The sequence below is a fragment of the Parabacteroides timonensis genome (assembly GCF_900128505.1).
Lineage (GTDB): Bacteria > Bacteroidota > Bacteroidia > Bacteroidales > Tannerellaceae > Parabacteroides > Parabacteroides timonensis.
On sequence record NZ_LT669941.1, the window covers coordinates 1,160,345 to 1,175,787 of the forward strand.

At 43.3% G+C, this 15,443-nt stretch carries 16 protein-coding genes; 5 read left to right on the plus strand and 11 right to left on the minus strand.

What is annotated here, in order from left to right; translation table 11 throughout:
• Positions 1–12: 12 nt before the first annotated feature.
• The 7 genes from BQ7394_RS12290 to BQ7394_RS25800 all read right to left on the minus strand — a co-directional run bounded on the left by BQ7394_RS12290 (position 13) and on the right by BQ7394_RS25800 (position 8,987).
• The gene (locus BQ7394_RS12290; protein WP_075557706.1) at positions 13–2,349 is read right to left on the minus strand and encodes a fibrobacter succinogenes major paralogous domain-containing protein; all 2,337 of its coding nucleotides are present in this window, start codon (positions 2,347–2,349) and stop codon (positions 13–15) included.
• 32 nt (positions 2,350–2,381) lie between these two features.
• Entirely contained in the window at positions 2,382–3,776 is a 1,395-nt protein-coding gene (locus BQ7394_RS12295; RefSeq protein WP_075557707.1) for a hypothetical protein, read from the minus strand.
• 19 nt (positions 3,777–3,795) lie between these two features.
• Positions 3,796–4,824: a FimB/Mfa2 family fimbrial subunit gene (locus BQ7394_RS12300; protein ID WP_075557708.1), complete on the minus strand. Its 1,029-nt coding sequence runs from the start codon at positions 4,822–4,824 to the stop codon at positions 3,796–3,798.
• A gap of 199 nt (positions 4,825–5,023) precedes the next feature.
• A complete protein-coding gene (locus tag BQ7394_RS12305; RefSeq protein WP_075557709.1) occupies positions 5,024–6,625 on the minus strand; it encodes an Mfa1 family fimbria major subunit in 1,602 nt (533 codons plus the stop codon).
• Positions 6,626–6,643: 18 nt separating this feature from the next.
• Positions 6,644–8,185, minus strand: coding sequence for an OmpA family protein (locus BQ7394_RS12310; RefSeq protein ID WP_075557710.1), 1,542 nt, complete (start codon positions 8,183–8,185; stop codon positions 6,644–6,646).
• Between the two features lie 7 nt (positions 8,186–8,192).
• Positions 8,193–8,753, minus strand: a complete 561-nt coding sequence (locus tag BQ7394_RS12315) for a DUF3575 domain-containing protein (protein WP_075557711.1) — start codon at positions 8,751–8,753, stop codon at positions 8,193–8,195.
• Positions 8,754–8,816: 63 nt separating this feature from the next.
• Positions 8,817–8,987, minus strand: coding sequence for a hypothetical protein (locus BQ7394_RS25800; RefSeq protein WP_154674741.1), 171 nt, complete (start codon positions 8,985–8,987; stop codon positions 8,817–8,819).
• Between BQ7394_RS25800 and BQ7394_RS12320 the strand changes: the two genes are divergently transcribed.
• Together BQ7394_RS12320 and BQ7394_RS12325 are read left to right on the plus strand one after the other, a co-directional pair.
• Positions 8,986–10,026 (plus strand): hypothetical protein, encoded by a 1,041-nt coding sequence (locus tag BQ7394_RS12320; RefSeq protein WP_075557712.1) that lies wholly within the window; start codon positions 8,986–8,988, stop codon positions 10,024–10,026. The genes BQ7394_RS25800 and BQ7394_RS12320 overlap by 2 nt on opposite strands.
• Positions 10,027–10,061: 35 nt before the next feature.
• Positions 10,062–10,568 (plus strand): GNAT family N-acetyltransferase, encoded by a 507-nt coding sequence (locus tag BQ7394_RS12325; RefSeq protein WP_075557713.1) that lies wholly within the window; start codon positions 10,062–10,064, stop codon positions 10,566–10,568.
• Here the strand turns inward: BQ7394_RS12325 and BQ7394_RS12330 are convergent.
• Positions 10,539–10,913 carry a DUF6463 family protein gene (locus BQ7394_RS12330; protein ID WP_075557714.1) on the minus strand — a complete coding sequence of 125 codons (375 nt, stop codon included), beginning with the start codon at positions 10,911–10,913 and terminating at the stop codon, positions 10,539–10,541. The two genes, BQ7394_RS12325 and BQ7394_RS12330, sit on opposite strands and share 30 nt — an antisense overlap.
• A 109-nt stretch (positions 10,914–11,022) precedes the next feature.
• Between BQ7394_RS12330 and BQ7394_RS12335 the strand changes: the two genes are divergently transcribed.
• Positions 11,023–12,033, plus strand: a complete 1,011-nt coding sequence (locus BQ7394_RS12335; RefSeq protein WP_075557715.1) for an AraC family transcriptional regulator — start codon at positions 11,023–11,025, stop codon at positions 12,031–12,033.
• Here the strand turns inward: BQ7394_RS12335 and BQ7394_RS12340 are convergent.
• The 3 genes from BQ7394_RS12340 to BQ7394_RS12350 all read right to left on the minus strand — a co-directional run bounded on the left by BQ7394_RS12340 (position 12,012) and on the right by BQ7394_RS12350 (position 13,685).
• Entirely contained in the window at positions 12,012–12,488 is a 477-nt protein-coding gene (locus BQ7394_RS12340; protein WP_075557716.1) for a DinB family protein, read from the minus strand. The genes BQ7394_RS12335 and BQ7394_RS12340 overlap by 22 nt on opposite strands.
• Before the next feature lie 117 nt (positions 12,489–12,605).
• Complete coding sequence (locus BQ7394_RS12345) at positions 12,606–13,430, minus strand: AraC family transcriptional regulator (RefSeq protein ID WP_075557717.1); 825 nt, start codon at positions 13,428–13,430, stop codon at positions 12,606–12,608.
• A 69-nt stretch (positions 13,431–13,499) separates the two neighbouring features.
• Complete coding sequence (locus BQ7394_RS12350; protein ID WP_075557718.1) at positions 13,500–13,685, minus strand: hypothetical protein; 186 nt, start codon at positions 13,683–13,685, stop codon at positions 13,500–13,502.
• A gap of 228 nt (positions 13,686–13,913) precedes the next feature.
• Between BQ7394_RS12350 and BQ7394_RS12355 the strand changes: the two genes are divergently transcribed.
• The gene (locus BQ7394_RS12355; RefSeq protein WP_075557719.1) at positions 13,914–14,615 is read left to right on the plus strand and encodes an alpha/beta hydrolase; all 702 of its coding nucleotides are present in this window, start codon (positions 13,914–13,916) and stop codon (positions 14,613–14,615) included.
• A gap of 256 nt (positions 14,616–14,871) precedes the next feature.
• Complete coding sequence (locus BQ7394_RS12360; protein ID WP_235848738.1) at positions 14,872–15,357, plus strand: GNAT family N-acetyltransferase; 486 nt, start codon at positions 14,872–14,874, stop codon at positions 15,355–15,357.
• Positions 15,358–15,443: the final 86 nt, after the last annotated feature.

The window sequence follows — 15,443 nt, forward strand, 5'->3', positions numbered from 1 at the left end:
TATTTATGGTGGTTAGTAATCCCTTATACAACGGATCGGATACCCATACGAGCGGTCGGCATCGGAAAACTCTAACCTTTTCCGATACAAAAAAGGATAATAAACAGCAATATCGTCAGTGGGGGTTGAAGACCAGTAATAGCCATATGCACCAATATGAACGACAGCCCCGTCACCGTTCGGATAACGATGTCCGGAAACAGGTAGAAAAAGAGTTCCGTCCGGAGGTGTTTTCATTTCTCCGGCAGTCACCGTAGAACCGATTGCTTTCAGTCCGGCCAGCAACCCGCTGGTCACCAAATACGTTCCACCGGAATAATTACCGGCAGACGGTTCAAGCGCAGCCGTCACATTTTTAAAATCGCCGCCAGACGGGAATTCCGGTTTTGTAGGCGACTCTTTGTACAATAAATCCAATTCCTTATAGGTCGGCAAACGCCATTTACCTTCCACCCAACCGTTTTTCCCTGATATAAAACGGCATATATCACCGATCCCTTTATTTTCATTGAAACCCGATTGTCCTTCATAATCTTTAAAGGCATCCATATCCTCACCCGTTAGCGGAGGCGTAGTGAAACCGAAATCCTCGTGTGCATAAGGAACCCGATCCCATCCTTCAAGACCTCCACCCCAGCTTCCTGGCGAATATCCCGTCGGATTATAAACAACATGCCTCACCGGGTCATACGGATTTCCCACCGGGGCAAAAGCCAGTAATGATCCCCACTTAAAGAACACGCCCTGCGAATTGGCCGGAATGGTGGCATTATCCTCAGCAGTAACGGCAAAGGTCAGTTTTCCAGAACGAAAGACAATGTTGCTGCGTGCAAATACATTCGCTATCGGAACCCGCTGGACAATCATCGTGTCGCGGAGACGTCCGGCCGTAAACACGATCCGGCCGTTCACATAATCGCTGCCGCTCCAAGGCGAAGCGAGAGTTGCTATACGAAGATCCAGTCCCGACTGGTTGATATCCGTACCTTTATCACTGGCATTCCCGTTAGCGAATTTCAGCCAGGCGGTTGTAGTAGAGTCGATCACTTCCGCCTTCCAGTCATCGTGGTAGTCGGAACTTACCCGATGCATCAACTCTTTATTGACGCTCCACGGGATATCGATGATCTTGCTTTCAGTTCCCATAAAATACTGCCCGTCATAGACGATATTCTTTATTCCTGTCATATCCACGATCAGGATCGAAGTTTTCAGATTAGATAATACGGTAGACGCATTGAGCGCCTGATCAAAAGTACTGTAACCGATTCCTTCGGCGGCTGTGACAGTAACGATATATTTATGATTACGATATAATGATACATTATCTCCGGTTTTAATATTGGGACCATTCCCTGTACTGGTTTTATCGGATGTGAAATTAACACGGTAATAATATTCCGTCCCTTTGTAATTTCCTTTCAAGATTAAGCATACTCCTTTCTGAGTTTCCGCTTTCGGTTCTTCATAAATATAGATCTCTCCGGCCAGAAGAGGACCGGCCGAATTATTTCCCTGACTATAAACATACTTCATGGCTGCCTCTTGCGTACCCTCAGGTTTTCGGGCTGATACGGGCAATACGGGATTCAGGTTTTTCGTATAAGGATAGGTCTCGTCCTCTTTCTGCAACAAAGCCCCGGTCAACGGGTTCCAGGCCGGAGCAATAAATCCACCTGTATGATAATTGACCAGATAGATTTCCTGCAGGTTGAAAACAGAACCATTCACCTTATTCTCCACATCAATACGTGCCAGCATGCGGATCAGTTCAATGCCTGTTATCTTCATGCCCGGCGTAATACTGCTTACCGATACTTCCCCGTACATCGGGATCGGCGTATAACCGGATGAAGAGACATTCCATTTATACGAGCCTTCTTTATCGGCCGCAGTTTTAAAGATCAATGCCTCCAACAAATCCTGCTTTTCCAGGTCGACCGGGCTTTCCGGTAAGGCCGCATCCAGCTCTTTGGCTGCATTGGCAACAACGACAACAGAACCGGCATTTTCATCTTTCTGCAATTCCAACTGAAACTGAACCTTATACTCTTCGCCCGATATTTCCTGGGAAAAATCATCTATCTTCAGATGCCGGATCAGCCTGGCCGGAGTCGATTTATCGAATATCAACAGATCGATCGTATTTACTGCTGCTTCCCCTTTCTCATCTTCCATCGAACGTGTGACGGTGGGGATTTCCAGACCGGGAATAGTCATTTCCATCATCACCTTCTTTCCCTGCGTACCGCCACCGATCTCCTGTTCATCCACACATCCCCAACTATTCAATAACAGAAAAATAAGGGTTGTACAGATCAGTCCAGGCCATGTGTTATCTCGTTCCATATTATATCTATATTATATATGTATAACTTATATCAACGTCTGACCTTTATCAGCTTGATAAGGTTGCCAGCCTTCACCTCCACTGTCGCGTAACAACCTTTATAGTCGAAAGAATCGACCCCGGAGACATAAAAGAGTATTTCCTGTATAAGATCTCCTTCTTCACCCATTGTAGCGGAAAGTAACCAACCGTACAGATAACTTCCGGTATCCTCCACCGGTTGCCCGGAACTATCATAATACCGGGTCAGTCCCAGGCATATTCCTTTCGGGAAACCTCTGTCGTCATCGACACGGTCGTAATTGGTTTCCGCCTTAATAGTTGTATTATCGCCGTCTTCCGGCAAGTAAAGATCATCACGGCTTACCGTCAGGAAATACTGGGGATCGATGATAATACTCTGTCCCACATCTGTCCACGGAGCCACCTTTTGATCAAACTCCACCATTTTTCTTTTAACATACGCGGCTATTTTATATACATTATTCCGATTGATTTCGGTTATGATACGGGAAGGACTGCCTTCGTTCGAAAAATCAGAAAGAACGGTCACCGCATCCCTGTCTTCACCAGCCGCCCTGATCTTCCGGATATCCAACACCAGCTTATCGGCATCGCCACTGGCCGAGCATGTTCTTTCCGGTGTATAAAAAGCACAAACAAGTTGCAATGTATCTGCCAGTTTCAACGGATTAGAGCCTGTATACCGCCAGGTGACCTCTTTATCCGGAGAGGCGACCGTCGGCATATGGCCAAAGTCTTCGGCCGGTTCCGGAGCCATCAAATATCCTCCATCATGCGATTTCGACAGGGTGACGGTGGTCGATGTATTCACTTCCGCTGGGATTCCCTGTTCCGTCCTGAGCCAGAGTTCGACACGTGCCACTGCCCGCTTGACACTCAACTCCACCGTCACCGCATTCTCCTCTGAATCATTTTCTTTGGCTACGGATAGCTTCCTCACTATTCCTGTCATGGGAATTCCTTTTGCAACGGCGGCAGTATGGTTATTATTAAAAGCATCGGCCATCAGGTAAGTAATATCTTCCAGATCAGCAGGGGCAGACACACTCCTAAGGAACCCGGTAGTTGCAGTGGGTTCATTCAATATCACAACAAGCAACTTATCCGTATTACAACTAACCTTCAAGAGAGCACTAAACACCCGGGCTTTCTGTTCGTCCCCGTCGAACTCCTTCAGTTCGTTCATATCGACGGAAGGGAAAACAGAGGCATTGTCGAAAGTAATAAAGCGGGCAGTATGGATATAGTCGTCTTCCAAAGCGCCATCGGTCACGACCTTTATCTCCATCAGTCCTTTCGTTCCCTGCCGCTCATCGACATCGTCCACCGGCTGCTCGGCAGAACAGGAAAGCAGAAGAATAGTTGCAATGAATATATTTACCAGGCTCAATATCTTTTTCATAAATTCTTCATTCAAAAGTTCAGACACCTATATCATTGATCCATACAATCCAGTCGTTAATCACAACCTTTATGGCAACAAAACCTTCGGGGCCACGACCGGGTTCTTCCTTATAGAGAACCACGATATGCCACTCGCTCTGGCGGTCCAGGTATTCCTGCATAGGCAGCGTGCTACCGTCGGGACGCGAAGCGGGCTTGGTATGTTCCAACAAGTTCATCAGATCGTAGTCCCAGAGAAGCTTACCGGTTGCTGCACTTCTTATGATGAGACGATAATCATACTCTTTCGCGCAAAATAAGCGGTTTGTATTGATGCGGGCTTCGGACAACTCCGTTTCACCGTCCCCTGCGGCAGAAAAATAAGGCGTATATGTCACCTTCTCCTTTCTTTTCGGTGCATTATCATGACCATACACAGCACCTTCGGGAGTAACGATCTCGAACGTGTAGAGAGCAGCATCTGCTATTGTTGCCTCTTTCGGGCTTCCCTCCGACCTTGCCAATACCAGGTCGAAACGGTTCGTTTCCTTGATAAGGGAAACAGGATATACAGAAAGGTCGGCCCGGTATTCGACGTCCTGTGCCGTTCCTATCCATAGAGAAGGAAACTCATGGGACACGACACTTGATTCGCGTTTTAAGGCGACCTGCACCTCTTCCAGATCGGTTTTCCCGGGAACAAATGCATTTCCTTCCCTATCGGAAACCCTGAAACTACCGGATAATCCTCCGAGGGTCAGTATCTTATATTGCCCGAAAGGAAGGTCGCCACCGAGAAACATTCGCTTATTGCCTATCAGTTCTCCGCGAGAAGCCTGTTTGGTAAACAGATATTTACCAGCTTCATCGAATACAAACAGGTCTACCGAGCCGACTTGCGGGTCGAAAGAGTCGGTATATTCCATATTATAATCGTAAATAAATTCGAGATATATCCCGCAATCGTCCATATCGTCTTTGATCCGTTCGCAGGATAACAGGATAAGCGGAACGAAAGCTATTACAGCTAACCTGATCAGATATCGGTATGTCTTTTTCGTGTTCATTTCCCTGTATTTATTATTTACAATCCTAATCCTTTCAAAAAGACTTAGGCAACTAGCGTACAACCGATTACAGTTTCCTCGTAGTTTCGTGTTTTGGAAACTGGAGTTCCCTGCGCAGGGAACTGTAATTTCCTCCGCAGGGAACTGTAATTTCCTGCCGAGGAAACCAGAGTGTCCTTACGAGGAAACTGAAATGTCATCAGATACCAATCTCATTTTCCCAGATAACCCATGGTGCAGTCTTGACCGTGATACCTAAATAACCTGCCGATTCATCGATCGGGTCTTCGGGATCAGGATCGCCAGGACCCGGATTGTTCGGATCGGGATACCAAGGTGTTCCGGCTCCATAAACAATACCCAATGTCAGTGAATACCAGTTGTTGCGCACGACTCCGTACTTACCGAAATCCATTTCTTTGACAGTCTCATTATCATGGCGTATCTCATAATAATAGTAACTAAGACCGTTCTGATACCAGCGGATGACATCGTTTTTCTTATCTTTAATCAGTTCGCCGCCATTAGGAATATCCTTCAGGAAGTTTTTTGTCAGTGCAGCGAAATCTGCTCCGGGATCAAGGCCGTTCTTTTCTGCATAGGTTTTGATCGCTCCAAACATCTTATCGCAGGCTTTCCTTAAGTTCGACTCGAGTGTCGATTCCGAATATTTCTTTTGGAGAGCATCCAAATCCATGTAATTTTCACCCGCGAAATTGAACCAGTCGCCAGTCCTGGTTGTATGCTCCTTCGGATAATAAGTACCTTTTATCACGAGACGGGTAGCATTACCGAACTGCTGATAATTGGCATCCATCGTGTTTTCGAGGCAATAGGCAATTGCGAGTGCCCCGGTTTCAGACGGTTCCATCCAGCCATAAGGAGTCAATAGGATCGGATCGAACGTATCCGGATCGACCTCTGCAAAAGCAAGCCCCGCTCCCACATCTCCGGTGAAATTCGGATCGTGTGTATAGAAGTTATAGGTATAGAACGGATCAGTGGCCGTATGAGGCACTTTCAATATGGTCTTATCCGCACAAGGGAAGAATTCGGTGTTCACCACATCAAGCGTCCATCTTCCAAAGTCGAAAAAGGCACCCGAAGGCCTTACATCCAGGTCATCTTTCACCTTCAATTCCACTTTCGAGGCCAGGCGTTCGATCTTGACTTCCACCCTGTTGTCTGTTTCTTCGGCTTTCGCTTTCGCATCAGCGTCATCTTCTCCTTCATCCGGTTTGAAGATTTTACCGGTGATGTCAATCAATAGATCGGTCATCTTATCTCCTACGCTGAGACTTGTTTCATCACCACTGTTGATCATGGCGAAGCCTTTACTGATGCTGTTAACATCACCTGTCACCTCATCTTCGGCCACTCCCCGGATCGCTGCATTTACAGAGCTGAAACTAGAGGTTGCATTGATACTTCCGATACGGTTTTCCAGTTCTTCACCCGGATTGGCAATCACCAGCAGCCCGGTGGCAGAAGCCGAAACCTTAACGGCTGCCGGACTGGCCGTGGCTGGAGAAATCTTTATGGAATAATTGCTGGCTCCCGGAATACCGGTTACATTTCCTTCGCTATCAAAGATTACCAGGTAAAGCGTCTCAAGATCACTTTCGTTGGCTCCCGGATTTTCTCCCGAGGCACGGGTTGCCTTTTGCGTTTCGATCTTGATGGAAAGGTAGGCAACATCGGCATCTATCCCTTCATTTCCATTAGGACCTCCATCATCGTCGTTACAATTTGTCAACATGGCTATCGCCAACACTGACATGAAAATAGATTTAAGTTTCATTTTTTTACTTTTTAGTGATTATATAGATATGAGTTCCTCCCACTCTTTCAGTTTCTTTTGATACACGTCTTCCGCGACCTTATATTTCTCGATCAGTTCAATATGCTTCGCGGCATCGGGATTGCCTGCATCGAGGGCTCGTTCGGCATACTTCGCGGCTGTTTCCAGTTCAGCGTTGCGGGCGTGGAAAGCCGAGAAATACAGCCAGGCATCGGGCTCGTCTTCCAGGCCGCTGAGATATTCCAGGGCTGCTTCCATATCCATAGAGAGATAACTGAATACGGCCATCGACAAACGATTGATCTTTTCATCCGGATACATTGCGGACGTTTTCCCGATCACATCGCGGAACTGCGGGCTTTCCGGTTCATACTCGTTCGCCAACAGGTAGAATTCATACAACGACAACATATTCGGATGTGTCTGATAGACCTCCTTTATCGTTTCGATCGAATACTCGGGCACGGTGAAATCAATCCGGTAAGCACTGCGGCGAAGCGGCGGGAAAAGATTGGAAAGGAGATAACTCCAGGTCTGTCCGCCACGGGATTGCATCAGCGACCTTTTACGTTTGTCGGCTGCTTCTTCATTTCGTATCACTCCGAGGATATTTTCTTTTTCCGTTGCAAGCATAACCGGGTCTTCCTTGACGAGCTTCGCGAGCCCCTCCCAATCTTCACCATATCCTCGCGACGAGAGGGTAATGCCTGCCAAATCATAATTCCTTCGAAGCCATCCGGTCAGGGAAGCGGCACGTCGCTCGGAGAGACCGAGGTTGCTTTGCCAGGTTCCTTCAGGAGATGCATAAGCCGATATCGTTATCGTATTTATCCGAACGCCTTGTACATTATTTATATCTTCGATACTGCTCCGTATCTTATCCAGTTCATATTGGTTGTTGCCCAGGGCGGGATTGATCTCGGCATTTCCAACACGGTAGACAATCTGCGCCTCGCCGGTCTCTGTCCGATTCTTTATCTGTTCGCGTGGCGGAACAGGTATTTTTACAGGAAGGATATAAGGCATTGTCCGTTCCGGCTTTTCCATAAACCGGATACTGTCTGCTATGATCTCTACGGAGACACGGCGAAACTCTCCCCGGCAGTTTCTATATTCCTGCACCATGGCTACATTCGCATTTCTCATCCATGCTTCCAGGGGAACCGTACAGCTATATGTTATTTTCTCGTTCAAAGGTCGACGCCGTTTCACACTAAAGCAGGCATAAACAGGTTCAACATCCCCTGAAAGCATCTCCGACCTGTTTACGACTGCTTGCTGAGTTCTACCACGGACGACGAGAGGAAGCATTTTCTTTTCATTCGTTTCCGTACGGATTACCGGAAAGAAATACGCTTGTCCCCTCGGGCCGACAGAAATGCCCCTGGCTTCAATTTCAAGTATGGCACGTACGCTGTCCTTTTCCTGCCGTATGTCGCGTACAACCACACGTACATCCGAAACCTTCTGCTGCGCGTTTACGTTCAAGGGAGAGAGAATACAAGAAACAATCCCCACCAGGAAAACGACTTTCAGTTTTATGTTATGACTGGTAACCATAATTCTATTATTTTATAAGGAAGATCAACGTCAAGCCCAGCTTCGTCGGTCCGAAATAATGCTTTGTTCCGCTATGCTCCAACGGCTGGCATTTTCCACACGGAAACTTATCATACGACAGATAGGCATATCCTACGCCTACGGTGGCTTCAATCGACCAGCGGGGAGCCAGTATCCAATTGTAACCGTAACTGATACCCGCACCGACCAGCCATCCTTCGTACCGATTCTCTTTAATCGTACTGAAAGGACCGATGCCGCCTACATTATAAGAGGCATAATGCGCATGCGCTCCCCAGAAATGCCCGGTCAAAGGTTGGCATAACCACCAACGGACTTCGGGCTGCACGGCAACATGCTTGAACTTTTTTGTATCACTGAAACTCCACAAATTCAGACTGGCGGGAATATCGATCGTGGTTCTTTCTCCGACTTTAAACTCTACTCCCAGGTTGGGTGACGCCATGGCATCCATCAGCAGGTTGTTTTTCAGAGCAATCTTCTGCGCATGGGTTACTGTCGAGAACAGAACCGCTGTCAGTAACAATATAATCCTTTGAACTTTCATAGGACATTCGTTTTCTTGAAACAAAAGTAACCGAATGCCTAAGCCCGGAAAAGACAACTTTATCTACTCCGTGCGGTGTTCGTTGGACATTTCGGAGTAATCTACATCCAATGATCCATTCCTCACCGGAAAATGATCGAAAACAAGAAATAATCCTGAACCTTTTAGAGAATTTACATAGTCTGTTTTGACAAAAAAAGAGAAAACCGGATGGCAAAGAATCAAATTTTGCATGAAAGTACATTTTATCTCCGCATCCGATTTTCTTTCGAAGAATTATTCCTATTTTTCGATAATGGAAAAAATGAATTTACACGATATATTCGTAGAAGAATTATATAAGAGAGAGCCCAAAAAGGTAGACCTTATAAACCAGATATCTGATATTTTAATGTTGGAAAAAGAGTCCGTTTACAGAAGGATGGCGGGAAAAGTAAACTTTTCAGTCAGGGAAATGGGTGTGTTAGCCAAAACGATGAATATCTCGCTGGATAGCTTGTTGTACGATGAGGTCAATCTCCAATGGCTTCCTTTTGTCTTGGAGTCGCCATGCAAATTTCACTCGATGGACTCCCTGTACAATATGATAGAGTTCAACCTGAAGCAGATCGGAAACGTCAACCGGGACGAACCGGGAGAAACAGGAAGTGTACACAATTCTTTACCGCTGGAATTCTGCATAGCTTCTCCCCTGATGATGAAGTTCTTGTTCTTCAAATGGGGAAACTACTTCGTGCAATCGGAAGAGTTCAACAATTTCTCCCAATGGAATGCACCTTACAAATTGACCCAAATAACAGAAAAATACAACGAAGTATATCATTTCGAGAAAGCTTTTTATATCTGGGACAATTCACTGATCTGGACGATGGCCAAAGAAATAGATAATTTCTACCGGATGCATATCATCACCCCGCAGGAAAAAGAGGATATAAAAGACGAACTGAAAGATATTTTGTCGAAAATCGAGATGGCACTGAACGGGACTTATACGCCCAGCATCCCTTTCCTTTCCGAAATCGATTTCCTCGTTTCTTCCACCGATATAGGCTTTACCAGCGGCTATTACGCATCCGGCAATAAACACCTGGTCCTGTTTCAAACAAATTTCAGTTTCTCAATAATAGAGAACTCGGAGGAGAGCTTCGAAAAGATAAAAGAATGGATCAAATCCTTCTGCAAAATCTCTACCCTGCTCTCCAGAAGCGGACGCATCGAAAGGCGGTTGTTCTTTAATCAACAGTATAATATCATAGATGATCTTTTAAAATAATTCTTTACTTTTACAGCCCTAAAGAGTTATGATATATGATAAGAGAGGTAAGATTAGAAGATGTGAAAGCTATTACGGCTATTTATAACGAATATGTTATAAACAGTACAGCCACATTCGAAACACAACCTGTGAAAGAGGAAGAAATGTGTGTCCGTGTAAGAGCGATCTCAACAGATTTCCCCTATTTTGTTTATGAAGCAGACAACGAAATTGCAGGTTATTGCTATGCTCACCCGTGGAAAGAGAAAGCGGCCTATAAATACACGTTGGAAACCACAATCTACCTCTCTCCCAAACACACAGGCAAAGGCATCGGACGTCAACTCCTGCAAAAATTGATCGACGAATGCCGTCGCAGAGGCTTCCATGCACTCATCGCCTGCATAACAGAAGGAAATGAAACAAGTAACATCTTACATGCCAAACTAGGCTTCAACCAGGTATCCAGATTCGAACAAGTCGGATTGAAGTTCGACCGCTGGCTGGGAGTAGCGGATTACGAATTGGTGTTAAGCCCTGCCGGTCTGTCTTCTATTTGAAAAAATAATGATCAAGGCTTGCGGAAGAAAAAACCAGAATCCGGAGGCCGGCATAATGAAACAACCAACCAGGGTAAATATCAAAAGTGAATAACCTAAAGACTGCGGAGCTGGTTTTTGCTCTCTTTCAATATAATGTTGAAGTGTTTGCCCCCAAAAAATAAGTATAATTCCGCATACCAAAAACCAAAAAGCAAAATCTCGTTCATAATTTTCACCGCTTAAATTGAATAACCCGTCTTTAAGCATTCCCCAATAGGTTTCTTTCCCTATAAAGAAAGCATAAATTGTATGTATCACCCCCGTTAAAGTCAAAAATGTTCCACTGTACTTCCAAAGCTTCATATCTATTTGTTTTATGTTTAACATTTACATGCGACAAAGATAGATACTACAAATCTTGGGCAAGTGAAAATTAAGCCATACTTTTGTCCGAAAGCGACAAATCAAATATATGTTTATTACAGCAGGCTTACTAAATATGCTTCTAAAGCACTTCGGAACAACACAAGCCGAAATATCCGAAATACTGGCGGGATTAAAATATGACTACACCCTTTTGCAAAACCCGACATCTTATATCGACGCAAACATACTGGGAGTATATCTGGAGTATATCGTAAAAAAGACCGGCAATCCAAGGATAGGCCTCGAAACAGGATTCTTATTACCCTTTGTCCTGACCGGAAGCTTCTTCAATATTTATAACCAAAGCAAGACCGTGCGGGAAATTTTTGAGAATGAAAATCCATTCGATCCGGCCATCAATAATATATATACATTTGAAACAAAAGAAAACGACATTCATTTTTCCCTCGAAATATCAATAGAACCTCAATTCAAGATGTTATATCCGGTCGCCTCAAAGCAGTGGATCGAAATGCAATGCGGCTTTTTCCTTCAATATGCTTATAGTTTTACCGGCAGATTCATACATCCGGTCGTTGTCTACTCCATGTATGATAAAGAAGGGACAAAAGATAAGCTGGAAGAATATATGGGTTGTTCCGTCATCTTCAACCATGACCGGTTGATCCTCACATTCAACAAGGCGATATTGGATTTACCCATAATCACAGGAAATAAGGAAATACTTACTATTTTCGAAGACTACATGAATGAGATACGAATACATGAGACAGGAGGAAATAACAGCTTAACCAGAACGGTTCACAGATACCTTATGCATAGCCTATCCAATGCCGACCTATCCTTAAAACATGTTGCAGGCAGATTCAATATGAGCGAACGTAATATCCAAAGAAAACTAAAAGAAGAAGGCACTTCCTATCAAAAGATACTGGATGGTCTCCGTATGGAATTGTCTCAAAAATATTTGAAAGAGAAAATTCCTTTGCCGGAGATCGGATTCCTGCTTGGTTTCGAAAGTCAGAGTGCCTTCAATAAATTCTTTAAAAAACATTTTGGAACACAGCCTTCTATTTATGCCTGCATCAAATCATGAATTTCATTGATATGAAGATGCAGGTGATCTAAATATCCTTTTATCATTTCCCGCAAAGTGACCTTTATTCCTTCAAAGTCGCACCAATAATTATCCAACTTCGTCTGGTCGACCGACCGGATAACCTGGATAATATGCAAATTATAAAACTTCCAAAGCTGGATCAAGTTATCCCAATCTGCATTTTGATAATCCTGCAAAGCAATCCACCGATCATTATCCTGGCGATAATCAGGAAAGAAAAGCAAATATTCACAATATTGGAGCCTGATCATCCGCTGATGATTATTGGAAGCCGAGTCGATCAAATGGCCCAGAATCTGTTTTATCGTGCGATTTTGTTTATTGCGTTTCAAAGTGATCGTTTCTGTTGGCAAGCCGCACAATATCACCTCTTCTGTCCCGATTACGCTGGAAATACCTTCTACAATTTCTGAAAATTCAAAGTTCGTCATAATGCATCGTTTTTAATCATTTCATTTAAAATGGCTGTAACCATTACAGAGGACAAAAATAGTGTCCGGCTTTTACCTATGCTTGTAAAAATATGACTTATCAGATCAATTCAGACATCAATGTTTTTTGATAAGATTCAACCTGCAATCATTGGAAAAAAATGTAGAATAAGGGGAACGTGACAAAAGGTATTGAGTAGGCGACACCCCCGTAAAAGACTTGAAATCCTTTACCAGGTGCGAATGATCGGCAAATCCGCAGAGATAAGCCAATTGGGTAATTTCCATATCTGGCCTCTGCTGCAAGATATACAACAACCGCTGGAAACGGATTACTCTATAATACTCTTTGGGATTCATCCCCACATGTTCGGTGAATATTCTTTTAAAATGCCTGTATCCCAGGCAAGCATTATCGGCAAGAGAGTCTATTTTGACCTGAGGATGATTTACAATCAACTGAATCGAGTTCGCGATTCTTTTAGAATTACAATTATCTGCCATCAGCCTTTTTTGCAAAAATAACTCTATTTGCCGAATGCATTTATATATGTCCGCTTCATCCCTCACAGTCCTTACCAAATGATTCAACTCCCTATTTTCCAGATCTTCCACCGGGATATATTGATTACAAAACTCATTCATAGAATACGAAGAGAAGAGTTTTGCTGCCAAAGGGTGCAATATGACTGCAATCATATCGATTTCACCTTCAGGAGACAGACTTCCCGGAACGGAGAACTGTCCACGGACAAAACATTTCGGTTGCGATTTCCCGGTTGAAAGCAATAAATTGCCACCACGATGGAAAACAAGATGCATGCATCCGGACGGTATTGTTTGGATAGACATGCTCCCTGTTTCATTCGTTCTCAATATCCAATAGTATTTCACATATTGGAATAAAGGCAATGACGGATATATGAAGTAACTAGATTTCAATTATCTTATTTATAAGATTACAAATATAGCTTTTTGAAACGCGATCACTCCTGTCGATACAACTTTTTATTACTTCCTATTCCGGGCAAGGGCAAGTGTCAGCGTCCGAAAGACATGTGAATAATCTTCCGAATGGCTCATTTCCACTATGTGTTTGATTAATTCTTCATGGACATTGGGCGTTTCTATGTTAGTTGCTTTCTGCGGCTTTTCAGGCAATAGCCCGAGAAGTTTCATTTTTGATAAGTTATTCATTTGTTCAATTTTTAGATTGTAAATAAAGTCGACTCTTCTATTTTTATTATTCTCCTGGATAAAAGTAGGTTGATTTTCGTTCCTGTTAAAAGGTAATAGACAAACCGGCCTATTCGGATGACGAAAGGAAGAATTAGGTCGATAACAGGTACAAAGATAAATCCAAGCAATTTTGCCTGATTGAAAATTAAGCCATACTTTTGTCCAAAAGTGACAAAATAATCGATCATGCAAAAGACAGTCCTGAAAATAAATAATATACCTGCCATCCTATGGGGAGACAACACTGAAAAAGTCATTATTGCAATTCATGGAAATATGTCAAATAAAGCCGATATACCGATTGAAATCGTTGCCAAAAATGCGTTGACAAACAACTATCAGGTATTGAGTTTCGACCTTCCGGAACACGGAGATCGCATCAACGAAGGCACGCCTTGCAAAGTTCAGTATTGTATCAAAGACCTGGCCGACGTCATGCAATATGCAAAAGCCAACTGGAAACATATCAGTTTATTTGCAAACAGCCTGGGAGCCTATTTCAGCCTCCTGGCCTATCCTGACGAACCGGTAGAAAAAGCCTGGTTCCTCTCCCCGATCGTCGATATGCAACGTCTTATCGAAAATATAATGAGTTGGTTTTTCATTACGGAACAAGAACTGGAAAGCAAACAAACCATATCCACTCCCATAGGACAAAAGCTATATTGGGATTATTACAGTTTCGTAAAAAACCATCCGGTATCCCATTGGACTATTCCTACTCATATTTTATATGGCAGCCAAGACGAACTATGTGAAAATGACGTCATATCCCAATTTGCCGAACAGTTTTCCTGTCGGTTGGAGATTGTCGAGGGATCAGCTCATTACTTCCATACAGAGAAACAATTAGAGGTATTCAACAAATTCATAGCAGAAAATATATGAAAATAAGTATTGCACAAATAGAAGCGATCAAAGGTGATATCGAAATCCGTCGAAATACGCAAGAGATGAAAAGAATATGTTAAAAATGCGATTGGAAGAAGAAATAATAAGATTTTCATGAGGTAATTCAAAAATAAATCGTATATTCGCTTATGAAAAACGTAAATTTTTTCATAGTTAAGGTTTTGGTTAATAAGGAATGGCCCGCTTGTGAAAGCAGGCCATTTCGTTTTTATGCCTGATTATCAGACAGAACTTGAAAAAGCTGCTTGTATCAGGATTATACGTAACCGATTACACATTTTCTTCAAAAAGCTTGGCTTTTCAAATGAATGAAAACTGGATTACTTCACATTGGCAATTGGAAGCACATGATTTGGAAATACTTGATTATCCACAAGAAAATATATTGGATAAGGGTGGCTATATTTTTGTTGCAACCTATAAAGGTGAACCAGTCGGTGTATGTTCCCTTTGTAAAATGAATGATTCGATATATGATTACGAATTAGCAAAACTTGCCGTAACACCCAATATTCAGGGAAAAGGTATCGGACGATTTTTATGCGAAGCTGTGATAAACCAAGCAAAAGAACTAGGTGCAACAAAGATATTCTTAGAAAGCAATACTCTTTTAAAACCGGCAATCAACCTTTATCGCAAACTGGGCTTCAAAGAAGTTGCAGAATATCACCCATTGTATGCCAGAGGTGACATCCAAATGGAGTTAACCATAAAATAATCCAGCTCACTCCTAATAGAAAAAAAGAAATCCCTGATAATTAAATATTATCAGGGATTTACTTGATTTTTGTTTTGTTTTCAGTG